This window comes from Cupriavidus sp. SIMBA_020, assembly GCF_046535395.1.
GTDB classification, from domain to species: domain Bacteria; phylum Pseudomonadota; class Gammaproteobacteria; order Burkholderiales; family Burkholderiaceae; genus Cupriavidus; species Cupriavidus campinensis.
Map to the genome: position 1 here is coordinate 37,165 of NZ_JAWRWU010000001.1, position 14,684 is coordinate 51,848.

Genomic DNA, 14,684 nt, shown 5'->3' on the forward strand with positions numbered 1-14,684 from the left:
CTCAATCCACCTTGACCTTGGCCTCGGTGGCCACGCGCTTCCATTTGTCGAGTTCGGCCTGCACGAAGCTGCCGAACTGCTCGGCGTTGAGCGCGCCGGGGCTGGTGCCGTTCTGGGTCAGGTAGGTCTTGGCTTCGGCGCTGTTCATGCTCTTGACCGCTTCGCGGTTCAGCTTTTCCACCAGCGGGCGCGGCAGGTTGGCGGGGCCGTAGAAGCCGATCCACGTGGTGGCCTCGTAGCCGGGCACGCCCTGTTCGGCAATCGTCGGCACGTTGGGCAGCGCCTCGCTGCGCCTGGCCGAGGTCACGCCGATGGCCTTGACCTTGCCGTCCTTCACGTACGGCGCCATGGTCATCACGTCATGGAACAGCGCGGGGATCTGGCCGCCCAGCAGGTCGGCCAGCGCCGGGGACGCACCCTTGTACGGAATGTGCGTCATCGGCACCTTGGCCATCAGGCGCAGCAGCTCTCCGGACATGTGCGTGGCGCCGCCAATGCTCGACGAGCCGTAGGACAGCCCCTCGCTCTGCTTCCGGGCATAGGCCAGGAATTCGGGGAGATTGCTGGCCGGCACGCTGTTGTTGACCACCAGCACGTTGGGCGTGGTGGCCAGCAGCGCGATGTTCGTGAAATCCTTCGACGCGTTGTACGGCAGCTTGGGCCGGATGGCCGGGTTGATCACGTGGTGCGTGGCCGAGACCAGCAGCGTGTAGCCGTCCGGGTTGGCGCGCGCCACGATCTCGGTGCCGATCTGCCCGCTGGCGCCGGCGCGGTTGTCCACCACGAAGGGCTGCTTCAGCTCGGCCTGCATGTCACGGGCGATGCGGCGCGCCAGCAGGTCGGTCATGCCGCCCGCCGGGAACGGCACGACGATGGTGACGGGCTTGGCGGGCCAGTGCTCCTGCGCGAAGGCCGGCGCGGCGATCGTGGCGGCGATCGTGGTGGCCATCGTGGTGGCCGTGAGGCCGAGACACAGCGAAGGTAGGGATCTGCGTTGCATGCGGTTTGTCTCCTGAATCTTCTTGTAGTGTGTGGACGAGTGCCGTCCGAACAGCCTCAAGGCCGGATGCCGAACTTGCGCACGCCCGCCTCGCGCAGCGGCGCGGCGAGGTTGGCGAACTCGCACAGCAGCGCCCGCGTGTCGCGCGGGTCGATGATGTCCTCGATCACGAAGGCTTCCGCGCTGCGGAACGGCGAGGTCAGGCTGCGCACGCGCTGCTCGATCTCGGCCCGCTTCTGCACCGGGTCGTCGGCGCCCTCGATCTCCGCCTTGTAGGCCACCTCCAGCCCGCCCTCGATCGGCAGCGACCCCCAGTTGGCGGACGGCCACGCGTAGCGGAAGTTGAACCGGCCCATGTGCTGGTGCCCCGCCGCCGCCACACCATAGGCGCGGCGCACGATCACCGAGCACCACGGCACGGTGGCCTGATAGACCGCCGCCAGCGCGCGCACGCCGTAGCGCATGATCCCGGCCTTCTCGGCCTCCAGCCCGATCTGGAACCCGGCGATATCGACGAGGTTGACCACGGGCAGGTGGAAGGCTTCGGCCATGTCCAGGAAGCGGGTGAATTTCTCCGCCGTGGGGCCGTCCCAGCCGCCGCCGTAGTAGTACGGGTCGCTGGCGACCACGGCCACGGGCCAGCCGTCCAGCCGGGCCAGCCCGGTGACGATGGCGCGGCCCCAGTTTTTGCCGATCTCGAAGAAGGAGTCCTGATCGACCAGCGCCTGCACGATCGGCCGGATCTTGTAGACCTGACGGCTTTCACGGGGGATGGCGGAGAGCAGCCATTCGTCGCGGCGGCGCGTGTCGTCGGCCGGCGCGCCGCGCGGCGGCAGCTCGTACACGGACGGCGGCAGGTAGGACAGGAAGCGGCGGGCCCGGTCGAAGGCTTCCTCCTCGCTCGCCACCTCGTCATCGACCACGCCGTTGCGGGTGTGGATCTGGCTGCCCCCGAGTTCGTTCTTCTCCAGGATCTGGCCGATGCGCGCCACCACCGGCGGCCCGGCGTTGAACAGTTGCGCGGTGCCCTTGACCATCACCGAGTAATGGCTGGCCGCCACGCGCGCCGCGCCCATGCCGGCCACCGAACCCAGCGCCAGCGACACCACCGGCACCACCGACATGTTCTCCACCACGTGCTGCCACACCTTCATGGTCGGGATGTTGGTGTAGCCACGGTTCTCGATATTGCGCACCGAGCCGCCACCGCCCGTGCCATCGACCAGCCGCACCATCGGCAGGCGCAGGTCGTGGGCCATCTTCTCGGCGTGGATCAGCTTGTCGCCCACCGCGCCGTCGTTGGCGCCGCCGCGCACGGTGAAGTCATCCCCCACCAGCACGGCGGGTCGGCCATCCAGATGTGCGCGACCCATCACCAGATTGGCCGGGGTCAGGCCCACCAGCCGGCCATTGCTGTCGTACTGGCCGCTACCGGTGAGCGCACCCACCTCGCGGAAGCTGCCGGGGTCCGCGATGGCCTCGATGCGCTCGCGCACGGTGAGCTTGCCCGCGTCCTTGTGGCGCTTGACCTTGTCGGGTCCGCCAAGCTCGGCGGCCAGTCGCTTGCGATAGGCCAGTTCGTCGATTTCCGGCTGCCAGGACATGTGTCTCCTCTGTGTCTTCGGGCTTTTGGGTATGGGTGTTATCCGAGAGCTAACGCACTACCCGTGCCAGCCATGAAGCACATTGATTTCATTGCGATTTTTTCGGCTGGCCGGTAGAGTGTCCGGCACGAGGACACCCAGATGTCCCGCATGGAGACACAATCAATGTCGTCAGTGAAGACACAAAGCCTGGGCGCGCTGGTGCTCGGGGCCGGCGGGGAGACCCTTGCCGCCTCGGGCACAGCACGCAATCCGGCCATCGCGCGGGCCGCGCAGGCCGCCGTGGCGGCACTGCCCCCCGCCGAGGACCACCACGCCGGCCGCATCTTCGAGTTCGAGGTCGATGGCGAGCGCCACATCGGGCTGGCCTTGCTCGATGCCAGCCAACAGACCCTCCTGCTGCGCCGCGCGGCCGCCGGGGCGGCGCTGTTCGATTTCCTCGGCGCGGTGCCGTTTGCGGACGCCATCCTTGAGCACTTCCTGACCAATCCCTATCAGGCGATCACGGTGGTGGACCACACGGGGCATATCCGCTTCATCAGTCCGGTCCATGAGGCGTTTTTCGGCCTGCGCACTGGCGAAGGCACCGGGCGCCCCGCCGAGCAGGTCATCCCGAATTCACGGCTGGGCCATGTGGTGGCCACCGGCAAGGCCGAGATCGGCCAGCTTCAGCGGATGAATGGCGTGACGCGGGTGGTGAACCGGGTGCCCATCGTCGCCGATGGCAAGACGGTCGGCGCGATCGGACAAGTCCTATTCAAAGAGCCGGAGGCCATCGGCCGGATGCACAAGGAGGTGGAGGAACTGCGCTCGCAACTGGCGCACTACCGGCGCGAACTGCACGGCCTGCGCCAGCGCGATGCCGGCGCAGGGGGTGTGGGACTGCTGATCGGCGAGAGCGCGCCGATGCAGCGGCTGCGCCGGGAGATCGAGACCGTGGCGCGGCTCGACGTGCCCGTGCTGGTGCTGGGCGAGTCCGGCACGGGCAAGGAACTCGTCGCGCGGGCCATCCACAGCGCCGGCCGGGGCGCCCTCAGCACGCAAGGCGATGACGAGGGGACGCAGGCCGCGCCGCTGGTCAGCCTGAACCTGGCCGCGTTCCCGGCCACGCTGATCGAGGCCGAACTGTTCGGCCATGCGGCGGGCGCTTTCACGGGCAGCCATCGACATGGCCAGCCCGGCAAGCTCGAACAGGCAGCCGGCGGCACGCTGTTCCTGGACGAAGTCGCCGATATTCCGATGGAGATGCAGGTCAAGCTGCTGCGCGTGCTGGAAGACCGCATGGTCGAGCGGCTGGGCAGCCGGCAGGCGCGGCGGGTGGATTTCCGGCTCGTGACCGCCACCAACCGCGACATCCAGGCGCTGATCGACGGTGGCCGCTTCCGGCTCGACCTCTACTACCGCCTCAGCGGCGTGGTGCTGCGCGTGCCAGCGCTGGGCCAGCGGCTGGAGGACATTCCCGCCCTGCTCCATCACTTTGTGCAGGCGTTCTGCCAGCGCAACGGCGTGCCGGTGCCGCAGGTCATGCCCGATGTGGCGCGGCACCTGGCTTCGCGGCGCTGGCCCGGCAATGTGCGCCAGCTACGGCAGAAGATCGAGGAAGCGCTGGTCTTCTGCGACGGCAGCCGGCTCCGGGTGCAGGACTTCGCCCGGGGCGAGGAAAGCCATATGGCGACGATGGTGGCGACCATGACACCGCCAGCCGCCCACCCGCTTGGGCAGGTCTTCGCCTCGGAGGATGCCCCGGCCCCGGCCGCAGCCCGCCTGCGCGACCTCGCGTATGACGCGGTGCTGCAGGCCATCGCCCGGCATGGCGGCAACAAGAAGCAGGCCGCGCTGGAGCTGGGCATTTCCCGCTCCCATCTATATAAGATGCTCGAGCGCGGCGGCGAAGCCTGAACCGGGAATTCCGGAACTAGCCCTTGCCCTGGTTCAGCGCCACGGCGGCGCGGATCAGGGCTTTCAGCGCCTTGGCATCGATCTTCTCGCCCTCGCGGAAGTCGATGGCGCGCCGCGTGTTCCCGTCCAGGCTCGAATTGAACAGGCCGGACGGGTCTTCCAGCGAGGCGCCCTTGGCGAAGGTCATCTTCACGGCGCTCTTGTAGGTCTCCCCTGTGCACAGGATGCCGTCGTGGGACCACACCGGCACGCGCCACTTCCATTCCTCCACCACCTCGGGGTCGGCTTCCTTCACCAGCGCGCGCAGGCGGGCCAGGGTTTCGCCGCGCCAGTCGCCCAGTTCGGCGATCCGGGCGTCGATCAGGGCTGCCGGGGACTCGTCCGCTGGCGCGGTGGCCTTGGTTGCGGTCTTGGCCGGGGCTTTGGTCTTCGTCTGGGTCATTCCCGCCTCTCCTCTCGTATTTATCCGCCTTTTGGTGCGTGTATGGTTGTCGAAGTGGCGCGCCTTGCCAAGCCCCCGGCGCCGGGCGCTGGCCGGAATCCGCCCGTTTTTTCATGGGGTCCGCCGTCGAGGCCGGGCACCTGCCGTTACAATTGCCCCTCGCCCCAGCATTTCACTGGCCGCTTGCGCAGCACCCCGCAGACGACGCATGGACCACGACTTCACCCTCATCACCACCATCGCCGCCGGCTTCGGCATCGCCCTCGTGCTTGGCTTCCTGGCTGAACGCGTCAAGATTCCCGCCCTGGTCGGCTACCTCGTCACCGGCATCATCATCGGCCCCGGCACGCCGGGTTTCGTCGCCGATGTTCATCTGGCCTCGCAATTGTCCGAAATCGGCGTGATGCTGCTGATGTTCGGCGTCGGCCTGCATTTCTCGCTGGGCGACCTGCTGGCGGTGAAACGCATTGCCATTCCCGGGGCGGTGGTGCAGATGGCGCTTGCCACCGCGCTGGGCATGCTGGTGGCGTGGATCTGGGACTGGAGCCTGGGCACCGGGCTGGTCTTCGGCCTGTCCCTGTCTTGCGCGAGCACGGTGGTGCTGCTCAAGGCGCTGGAAACCCGCAACGTGCTGGAAACCATGAACGGGCGGATTGCGGTGGGCTGGCTGGTGGTGGAAGACCTGGCCACGGTGCTGGTGCTGGTGCTGCTGCCGCCGCTGGCCGGGCTGCTCGGCGGCACGGGCGCCGCGCCGGACCAGAGCGCCCAGGCGCTTGGCTTCACCATCCTCAAGACGCTGCTCCAGGTGGTGGCGTTTATCGCGCTGATGCTGGTGGCCGGGCGGCGCATCCTGCCGTGGCTGCTGTGGCAGGTGGCCAAGACCGGCTCGCGCGAGCTGTTCACGCTGGCCGTGGTCGCCGTGGCGATTGGCATTGCCTATGGGGCGGCCGAACTGTTTAACGTGTCCTTCGCGCTGGGCGCCTTCTTCGCCGGCATGGTGATGCGCGAGTCGGAGTTCAGCCATCGCGCCGCCGAGGAGTCGCTGCCGCTGCGCGACGCGTTCTCGGTCCTGTTCTTCGTCTCGGTGGGCATGCTGTTCAAGCCGGCCATCCTGATCGAGCAGCCGCTGCACGTGCTGGCGGTGGTGGCCATCATCGTGTTCGGCAAGTCGCTGGCGGCCTTCGCGCTGGTGCTGGCCTTCCGCTATCCGCTCAACACGGCGCTGACGGTGTCCGCCAGCTTGGCGCAGATCGGCGAATTCTCGTTCATCCTGGCCGGGCTGGGGGTCACGCTGGGGCTGCTGCCCGAGGAAGGCATGAGCCTGGTGCTGGCCGGCGCGCTGATTTCCATCGCGATCAATCCGCTGCTGTTTGCCGGCGTGGAGCCGCTGCGAAACTGGATTCTCAAGCGCTCGGCGCTGGCGCGGCGGCTGGAGCAGCGTGGCGACCCGTACGCCGAGCTGCCGATGACCACCGAGCGCAAGTATCTGGAAGGCCAGGTGGTGCTGGTGGGCTACGGCCGCGTGGGCAAGCGGATTGCCCAGGCGATGCAGGAGCGTGGCATTCCCTTCGTGATTGCGGACGAGAACCGCGAGCGCGTGGAGTCCCTGCGCCGCGCGGGCTTCGCGGCGGTCTCGGGCAATGCGGCCGACCCGGCGGTGCTGATCCAGGCCCATATCGCCCACGCGGCGATGCTGGTGATTGCCGTGCCGGAGCCGCTCTACGTGCGCCAGATGGTGGAAACCGCCAAGACGCTCAATCCCGACGTGGAGATCGTGCTGCGCACGCATAGCGAGGACGAATCCGCGCTGCTGCGCAAGGAAGGGCTCGGCACGGTGTTCTATGGCGAGGAGGAGCTGGCCAAGGGCATGACCAGCCATGTACTGGGGCGCTTCGTGCCGCGCGGCGCGCATGAGGCCACGGCCTGAATCGCGTCAGGATCGATTCACGATTGGCTCAGGATTGATGCGATTGGCAGAAATCCGATTTCTTTAGCCGGCGCGCGGAAACACGGCGGACCTTGATCTGGATGCGGGTTCGCCCGCGATGAAGTGGCATAGCCTCCCATTCCCGGGAAACTCCCGCCACTACCTCGCGAACCGCTATGAAAGGCTTTCTCGTACTTCCGCTGCTCACCACCGCCCTGCTTGCCGGTTGCGCCGGCACCGATGTCAACAGCCTGGTGACCGCCGGCACCTCGCTGGCGCAGGCCGCCACCCTGACCGACGCGGATGTGAAATCGCTCTCGGACCAGGCCTGTGCCGAGGCCGACCAGACCAACAAGACCGCCGGCTCGCGCACCAACTACGCCAGGCGCCTCACCAAGATCATGGGCGGGCTGAAGAACAGCGACGTGCCCAATCTCAACGTACGGGTGTACCTGACCAAGGACGTCAATGCCTGGGCCATGGCCAACGGCTGCGTGCGCGTCTACAGCGGCCTGATGGACATGATGACGGACGACGAGGTCCGCGGCGTGCTGGGCCACGAACTCGGCCACGTGGCGCTGGGGCACAGCAAGAAGGCCATGCAGGTAGCCTACACGGCCACCGCCGCGCGCAGCATGGCCGGCGCCGCCAACGGCGCGGTGGCCGCGCTGTCTTCCTCCCAACTGGGCGAACTCGGCGAAAAGCTGGTCAACGCACAGTTCTCGCAGGCGCAGGAAACGGCTGCCGACGACTTCGCCTTCGACCTGTTGACCAAGAACAAGGCCAACACCAAGGCGCTGGTCACCGCGTTCGAGAAGCTGGCCAAGCTCGATGGCGGCAAGTCGAGCATGTTCGGCTCGCACCCCGGCTCGGAAGCGCGCGCCAAGCATATCGAGGACCGCATCAGCAAGGTCGCCTCGAAGTAAGACTGGTACGAAACGGGGGCCTAGGGCGTGGCGATGCCGCGCAACCGGGCCTCCAGCGGGGCGAGCCGCTCGCGCAGCAGTGCCTGCAACTGGCGCACCGCCGGCGAGAACTGCTTGCGATGCGGGCAGATCAGGCTGAGCGGCGCGCTCTCCCCCGGCTGGCCGGGCAACACCACCTCCAGCGTGCCCGCCTCCACATCCGCGCAGACATCGAGCCACGACTTATAGGCGATGCCCTGCCCCGCCACGGCCCAGCGGCGCGCGACATCGGCATCGTCGCAGATCATCGCCCCGTTCACCGCCACCTGCCGGCGCTTGCCCTCCACCGGAAACACCCATTTGTCATAGATGCGCCCGCCCAGCAGGTACAGCACGCAGCGGTGGCGCGACAGGTCGTCCAGGTTCGCCGGCCGCCCCTGTGCAGCCAGATAGCCGGGCGATGCGACCAGCACGCGGCGGTTCTCCGGCGCCAGCGGCAGGGCCACATAGCTCGCGTCCTCGGCCAGTCCGTAGCGGATGGCCACATCGACCGGTTCCCGGAACACGTCGCTGACACGGTCCGAGAGCAGCAGCCGCAGCGACAGGCGCGGATGGCTCGCGCAGAACGCCGTGATCCACGGCAGCAGCACGTTGCGGCCGACATCGGACGGCGCCGACACCTGCAAGATCCCGCTCAGATCCCCTTCCTCGCTCCGCGAGCGCTCATGCCCCTCGTGCAGCAGCGCGAGCACATCGGTGGCATACGGCAGGTATCGCTCGCCCTCGGCGGTCAGCCGCAGGCTGCGCGTGGAGCGCACGAACAGGCGCAGGTCCAGTTCCCGCTCCAGCCGCTGGATGGCGGCGCTGACCTGCCCGGGCGGCAGATCGGCCTCGCGCGCGGCGCTGGAAAAGCTGCCGAGCGCGGCACTGCGGACAAACAGGTTCAGGTCCTCGAGTCTGAGCATCGGATCATTGTGGTTTGGGGCGCGGGCGTGCGGAAAGCGCATTCTGCCGCATCTCCGCCGAGGGGGAGGGATCGGCGGTAAGCTGTCGCACCGAAAACGGAGACAGCCCATGAAACCCTACATCACCCTGATCACGCTGGGCGTGGACGATCTGGAGCGCTCGCTGCGCTTCTACCGCGACGGCCTGGGCCTGCCGACCGCCGGCATTATCGGACAGGAGTTCGAGCATGGCGCCGCCGTGTTCATCGACCTGCAGGGCGGGACCAAGCTGGCACTGTTCGCGCGCGAGAATCTCGCCCGCGAGGCCGGCCTGCCGGTGGCGCCGCCCAGCGCCACCGAATTCTCGATGGCCCACAACGTGCGCAGCGAAGCCGAGGTCGATGCGGTGATGGCGGAGGCGAAACAGGCCGGCGCCACCATCGTCAAGCCCGCCCAGAAAACCTTCTGGGGCGGCTATGCCGGCCATTTCCAGGACCCGGACGGCCACCTCTGGGAGGTGGCGTACAACGTCAACCTGTTGCCGCCGGACGGGATGTAGCCTAGCGGGCCGGCTGCGCGGGCTGATACGGTTCGAGCCGCGCGTCGTGCATCGCGTAGCCGGCGTCGCCCATCATGGTTTCGGCGCGCTCCACGCGCATCACGCCGCTGATCCAGACTGTATCCATCGTGCGCAGGCCCTCCAGCGGCTTGGCCGCGCGCACGTGCACGACCTGGTTCGACGGCGGGGGCGGCACGTGGATGCAGGCGCCGAAGTACGGCACGAGCAGGAATTCCCGGATCGCCTCGCCCTCCCCGTCCAGCGACACCACGAAGCCGGGCAGCCGCACCGCCTCGCCGTCGAGCGCGGTCTCGATGGGCGCGTCGCGCCAGAACTGCCGCGCTTTCTCCAGGGCGGCCTGCGCACGCGGGTCGCCATCCTCCATCTCCTGCAGCGGCAGCCCCTTGAAGGGCGCCATCGGGTCCCAGCCCTTGGGCAGCAGGGCCTGCCAGTCGATTTCGCGGTAGCTACCGGCGGCCGGCGCGGCGGGCGATGGGGTCAGCGTCTGGCCCACCGTGTAGCGCTGGTCGGACTTGGCCTGATCGGCGGACGGCCACGCCAGCCAGCGCACCAGTCCGGCGATGCAGACGATGCAGACAACGGCGGCGATGGCCAGGAGGGGCGCCGACAGGCGCAGCTTGGAAGGTAGCTTCATGGATATCAGGTATGTGGCGTCAGCCCATCGCTCAGGCTCAGGCGATAGGCGCGCCAGCCCGGCAACAACGAGGCGATGGCGCCGGCGGCAAGAATCGCCCCCAGCAGCGGCAGTTCACTCGGCCGGGGCCACGCCACCGGCAGCGCCACGCCAAGGCGGGCCTCCAGCCACGGCGCGCCGGCCAGCGACAGCCCGGTCAGCAGCAGGTAGCCGGCCAGCGTGCCGGCGAGCATCAGCACAAAGCCCTCGCTCGCGAGCAGGATCAACAGGTCGATGGGACGGGCGCCGACCGCCCGCAGGATGGCCAGTTCACGCCGCCGCTCGCCCAGCGCGGCCAGGATCGAAGAGACCAGCCCCGCCAGCCCGACCACCCCGATCAGCGCGGACATCCCCAGCAAGCTCTTCTCGCCCACGCCGACGATCTGCCACAGCGCATCAAGCGCCACGCCGGGCAGCACCGCCATCAGGGCCTCGTGCGGATCTTCGTCGATCTCGCGTTGCAGCGCGAACACGCGCGAGCGCAGTTTCAGGCCCACCAGCACGCCGGTGATGTGCGTGGGCGTCAGCTGGAACTTGCCGACCAGCGCCGGCGGAATCGACATGCCCGGCACCGGCGCGCCGGCCTGCCAGTCGAGGTGGATGGCTTCCATGCCATCGAGCCGGATATGGACCGTGCGATCGACCGGCGTGCCCGTCGGGGCCAGAATGCCGGTGACCACGAAGGGCTTGTCGGCATGGTCCGCATGATGGTCGTCGTCGCCATGCGCGGGCTCGCCGTGGCTCAGCACGATGCGGTCCCCCACCCGGTAGCCCAGCCGCCGCGCCACCTCCGCGCCCAGCACGGTCTCGAACACGGCCCCGAACGGCCGCCCGTCAGCCAGCGCCAGTGCGCGGCGGTCGCCGTAACGGAAGTGCCGGAAGTAGTCTTCCGAGGTGGCCAGCACCGGAAACCCGCGATGGGAATCGCCGAGCGAGACCGGGATGGTCCACGCCACGAGCGGATGGTCGGCAATGCGCTGGGCGCTGGCCCACGACATGCCGTGGGTCACGCCGCCCAGATGGAACACGGTAGAGAGCGTGAGCTGGACCGGGCTGGTGCGCGCCCCGACGATCAGGTCGGTGCCCGAGATCGCCTGCGCGAAGCCGGTGCGCACCTGATGGCGCAGCCGCTCCACGCCCAGCAGCAGTGCCGTCGACAGCGCAATCGCCACGATCATCAGCAGCAGGTTGTAGCGGCGGTTCCAGGCGCTGCGGGCCGCCATGCCGGTGAGCGTCATCATGCCGGCGCCGCGACAAAGCCGTGCGGCATGGCGAGATGGCGGTCGAAGCGCGGCATCAGGCGCGTGTCATGGCTGACGAACACCAGGCTCGCGCCCACCGCACGGCATTCGCGCTGGAGCAGGTCCATGAAGGCCGACTGGCGATCCGCGTCCAGCGCGGAGGTCGGCTCATCGGCCAGCACCAGCTCCGGCCGACCGAGCAGCGCCCGCGCGGCAGCCACGCGCTGCTGCTGGCCGACCGACAGCCGCGCCGCGGGCCGGTGCCACAGCGGCTCCGGCAGGTCCAGCCGCGCCAGCAGCATGCCCGCCGCCGCGGCCGGGCTGCCGCCCTGCGCCACGCTGCGCTGGCGCCGATGGGCCGAGAACTTGCACCCCAGCAGCACGTTGTCCAGCACGGAGAGGTAGGGCAGCAGGTTCAGCTGCTGGAAGATGATGCCGATGTGGTCGGCGCGAAAGCGGTCGCGCCGGGCGCCGGACAGCGCACTCAGATCCGTCCCATTCACCTCGATGCGGCCGTGCGCCGGGGTCAGCACGCCGGCCAGCAGGCCCAGCAGCGTGCTCTTGCCGCTGCCGCTGGCGCCGGAGACGAAGACGTGCTCGCCAGCGCTCACCTCGAAATGGTCCACCCGCAGGTCAGGGCCGTCCTGGCCCGGCCAGGCGAAGGCGATGTCGCGGAGCGCAGCCACGGGCTGCGCGGGGTCTGGGAGTGCCATGAGGTGCGTGGGACCAGCAAAGGAGTCGCCGATATTAACGCAACTCGGTTGCAATGGCGAGGCGCTTGAGCCGTCAACGATTAGCCGAATGCCCTTACAATGACGCGCCGCATCAATCCGCCCCATCCTCCGCTTCAAGCCCCCAATGTCTTTACATACCCTCCGCCAGGAATGGCTGTCGAATATCCGTGGCGACCTGCTCGCAGGCACCGTGGTCGCCCTGGCCCTGATTCCGGAAGCGCTCGCGTTTTCGCTGATCGCCGGCGTCGATCCGCAGGTCGGCCTGTACGCGGCCTTCGCCATTGCCGTGGTCACCGCCATCGTGGGCGGCCGGCCCGGCATGATTTCCGCCGCGACGGGCGCGGTGGCGCTGCTGATCACCTCGCTGGTCAAGGATCATGGCGTGCAATATGTGTTCGCCGCCGCGCTGCTGGCCGGCCTGTTCCAGATCGGCGCGGGCCTGCTCCGGCTGGGCGGGCTGATGCGCTTCGTGTCGCGCTCCGTGGTCACCGGCTTCGTCAACGCGCTGGCCATCCTGATCTTCCTGGCGCAGTTGCCGGAGCTGATCGGCGCGCCGCTGGCGGTCTACGCGCTGACGGCAGGCGGGCTGGCCATCATCTACCTGTTCCCGCGCCTGACCCGGGCAGTGCCGTCGCCGCTGGTCTGCATCGTGGTGATTTCGATCATCGCGGCCCTGCTCGGGCTCGATGTCCGCACGGTGGGCGACATGGGCGCCTTCCCGGACCACCTGCCCAGCTTCGCCCTGCCAGCCGTGCCGTTCACGCTGGAGACGCTGCGCATCATCTTTCCGTACTCGGTGGCGATTGCCGTGGTCGGGCTGCTGGAGTCGCTGATGACGGCCGCCATCGTCGATGATTTCACCGACACGGCCAGCGACAAGAACAAGGAATGCCGGGGCCAGGGCATCGCCAATATCGTCGCCGGCGTGCTGGGCGGCATGCCCGGTTGCGCCATGATCGGCCAGTCCATCATCAACGTGAAGTCAGGCGGCCGGGGCCGGCTGTCCAGCTTCGTGGCCGGCGCGCTGCTGCTGGTGCTGGTGGTCTTCCTGGGGCCGTGGGTCAAGCAGATTCCGATGGCGGCGCTGGTGGCGGTGATGATCATGGTGTCGATCAGCACCTTCAGCTGGCGCTCGGTGCGCAACCTCGCCACCCATCCTAAAAGCTCGTCGGTGGTGATGGTAGCCACGGTCATCGTGGTGGTGGCCACGCACAACCTCGCGCTGGGGGTGCTGGTGGGCGTGCTGCTGAGCGCGGTCTTCTTTGCCGCCAAGGTGCGGCGTGTGCTGCACGTGGACGCCACGCTGGATCCTACGCTGGACCCCGACGGCCAGACCCGCCGCTATACGGTGCGCGGACAGGTGTTCTTTGCCTCGTCCGAGCAACTGGTGGCGGCGTTCGACTTCCGCGAACCGGTCAGCCAGGTGCGGCTGGACCTGTCCCACGCGCATTTCTGGGATATCACGGCGATCGAGGCGCTCGACCGCATCGTCCACAAGTTCCGCCGCAACGGCGTGGCGGTGGAGGTCACCGGCCTGAACCGGGCCAGCGTGACGATGGTGGAGCGCTTCGGCACGCATGACAAGGCCGGCGCCGGGGCCACGCCGCCAGAAGCGGCGCACTAGCACCGGCCCTTACGTGGTGCCCCGCTCGATGATGCGGAAGCCCACGTCGATCACCGGCTCCGGCACCGCCTCGCCCCGGAAGCGCGCCAGCAACTGCCGCGCGGCCAGTTCGCCGATCTGCGCGCCATCCACGTGGACGGTGGTCAGCGGCGGGTTCATATGCGCGGCGAAATCGGCGTCGCCGAAGCCGCAGATCGCCAGATCCTGCGGCATGCGCAGGCCGCGCGCGTGTGCTTCGATCATCACACCCTGCGCGAGCTGGTCGGAACTGCAATAGATCGCCTCGATGTGCGGGTCCTGCGCCAGCAGGTCGCCCAGCGCCCTGCGGCCGTATTCGAGGCTGCTTGGCGCGGGCACCACCACGGTCGGCACGTCGTGGCCCACGGTGGACAGGAAGCCCTCGCGCCGCACGGCGGCCCGCTGGTCGTCGCCGGTGGCAATGGCCAGCCGGCGCCGCCCCTGCCCCAGGAAGTAGCCGGCGATGGCGCTGCCCACCTTGAGGTGCGAGAAGCCCACCGCCATGTCCACAGGACGATCGCTCAAATCCCACGTTTCCACCACCGGAATGCCGGCGCGGCGCAACTGGTCGCGCGCGGTCTGCGAATGGATCAGGCCGGTGACCACGATGCCGTCCGTGCGGCGGCTGATCATCGTGGCGAGCAGCGCCTCCTCCCGTTTGTCCCGGGCATGGTCATAGCCCGTCTGGCCGAGAATCAGCTGGTAGCCGGCGGCGTCCAGCGCATCGGTCAGCGCCTTCACGGTCGGCAGGAACTGCTGCACGGCGATGTCCGGCACCAGCGCGGCCACCATCAGGCTCTTGCGGGACTTCAGCCCGCCGGCCAGCAGGTTCGGGATGTAGCCGGTCACCGCCACGGCCTCGCGCACGCGGGCGATGGTTGCCTCGGACACCATGCCCGGATTGCTCAGCGCGCGCGAGGCGGTAATCAGCGAGACGCCGGCCTGGCGGGCGACATCATGGAGCGTGACGGACTTGGATGCAGGGGCTTGGGGCATGCGGGCTCGGGCGGGTTCTGGCGGGTTTGAGCGGATTGGATGGGTTGACCCAGTTGTATGACAACGTTAGCATTCTACCGACGATTGCCTGAACTGG

Annotated in this window: 13 protein-coding genes; 5 read left to right on the top strand and 8 right to left on the bottom strand. The window is 68.6% G+C overall.

All coding sequences use genetic code 11. The features are described 5' to 3' along the window. Window position 1: 1 nt before the first annotated feature. Together SB751_RS00185 and SB751_RS00190 are read right to left on the bottom strand one after the other, a co-directional pair. On the bottom strand, window positions 2–1,000 hold the full coding sequence (locus tag SB751_RS00185; protein WP_410747693.1) for a tripartite tricarboxylate transporter substrate binding protein: 999 nt from the start codon (window positions 998–1,000) through the stop codon (window positions 2–4). A 56-nt stretch (window positions 1,001–1,056) separates the two neighbouring features. Next, complete coding sequence (locus SB751_RS00190) at window positions 1,057–2,604, bottom strand: acyl-CoA carboxylase subunit beta (RefSeq protein ID WP_250025277.1); 1,548 nt, start codon at window positions 2,602–2,604, stop codon at window positions 1,057–1,059. Window positions 2,605–2,769: 165 nt separating this feature from the next. Here SB751_RS00190 and SB751_RS00195 point away from each other — a divergent pair, with 165 nt between their 5' ends. Further along, window positions 2,770–4,503 (top strand): sigma-54 interaction domain-containing protein, encoded by a 1,734-nt coding sequence (locus SB751_RS00195; protein ID WP_410747694.1) that lies wholly within the window; start codon window positions 2,770–2,772, stop codon window positions 4,501–4,503. 16 nt (window positions 4,504–4,519) lie between these two features. Here the strand turns inward: SB751_RS00195 and SB751_RS00200 are convergent, their stop codons facing one another. Then, window positions 4,520–4,945, bottom strand: a complete 426-nt coding sequence (locus tag SB751_RS00200) for a DUF1801 domain-containing protein (protein ID WP_144195336.1) — start codon at window positions 4,943–4,945, stop codon at window positions 4,520–4,522. 208 nt (window positions 4,946–5,153) lie between these two features. On the opposite strand from SB751_RS00200, the gene ybaL reads away from it, so the two are divergent. Both ybaL and SB751_RS00210 read left to right on the top strand, forming a co-directional pair. Then, window positions 5,154–6,872, top strand: a complete 1,719-nt coding sequence (gene ybaL / locus SB751_RS00205; RefSeq protein WP_211943315.1) for a YbaL family putative K(+) efflux transporter — start codon at window positions 5,154–5,156, stop codon at window positions 6,870–6,872. 176 nt (window positions 6,873–7,048) lie between these two features. Further along, window positions 7,049–7,798, top strand: a complete 750-nt coding sequence (locus tag SB751_RS00210) for a M48 family metallopeptidase (RefSeq protein WP_144195340.1) — start codon at window positions 7,049–7,051, stop codon at window positions 7,796–7,798. A 20-nt stretch (window positions 7,799–7,818) separates the two neighbouring features. On the opposite strand, the gene SB751_RS00215 is transcribed toward SB751_RS00210, so the two are convergent. Then, window positions 7,819–8,742, bottom strand: coding sequence for a LysR family transcriptional regulator (locus tag SB751_RS00215; RefSeq protein ID WP_144195342.1), 924 nt, complete (start codon window positions 8,740–8,742; stop codon window positions 7,819–7,821). Between the two features lie 109 nt (window positions 8,743–8,851). Between SB751_RS00215 and SB751_RS00220 the strand changes: the two genes are divergently transcribed. Continuing rightward, the gene (locus SB751_RS00220; protein ID WP_144195344.1) at window positions 8,852–9,280 is read left to right on the top strand and encodes a VOC family protein; all 429 of its coding nucleotides are present in this window, start codon (window positions 8,852–8,854) and stop codon (window positions 9,278–9,280) included. Window position 9,281: 1 nt separating this feature from the next. Here the strand turns inward: SB751_RS00220 and SB751_RS00225 are convergent, their stop codons facing one another. The 3 genes from SB751_RS00225 to SB751_RS00235 are packed head-to-tail and all read right to left on the bottom strand — an operon-like array spanning window position 9,282 to window position 11,928. After that, a complete protein-coding gene (locus SB751_RS00225; RefSeq protein ID WP_144195346.1) occupies window positions 9,282–9,935 on the bottom strand; it encodes a DUF3299 domain-containing protein in 654 nt (217 codons plus the stop codon). A gap of 5 nt (window positions 9,936–9,940) precedes the next feature. Beyond that, window positions 9,941–11,215 carry an ABC transporter permease gene (locus SB751_RS00230; RefSeq protein ID WP_250025272.1) on the bottom strand — a complete coding sequence of 425 codons (1,275 nt, stop codon included), beginning with the start codon at window positions 11,213–11,215 and terminating at the stop codon, window positions 9,941–9,943. Next, entirely contained in the window at window positions 11,212–11,928 is a 717-nt protein-coding gene (locus tag SB751_RS00235; protein WP_211943313.1) for an ABC transporter ATP-binding protein, read from the bottom strand. Before SB751_RS00235 ends, SB751_RS00230 begins: the two co-directional genes overlap by 4 nt. A 145-nt stretch (window positions 11,929–12,073) precedes the next feature. Here SB751_RS00235 and SB751_RS00240 point away from each other — a divergent pair, with 145 nt between their 5' ends. After that, the gene (locus tag SB751_RS00240) at window positions 12,074–13,573 is read left to right on the top strand and encodes a SulP family inorganic anion transporter (protein WP_313818852.1); all 1,500 of its coding nucleotides are present in this window, start codon (window positions 12,074–12,076) and stop codon (window positions 13,571–13,573) included. Window positions 13,574–13,582: 9 nt separating this feature from the next. Here SB751_RS00240 and SB751_RS00245 read toward each other — a convergent pair whose 3' ends face one another. After that, window positions 13,583–14,587 carry a LacI family DNA-binding transcriptional regulator gene (locus tag SB751_RS00245; protein WP_211943311.1) on the bottom strand — a complete coding sequence of 335 codons (1,005 nt, stop codon included), beginning with the start codon at window positions 14,585–14,587 and terminating at the stop codon, window positions 13,583–13,585. Window positions 14,588–14,684 lie beyond the last annotated feature (97 nt).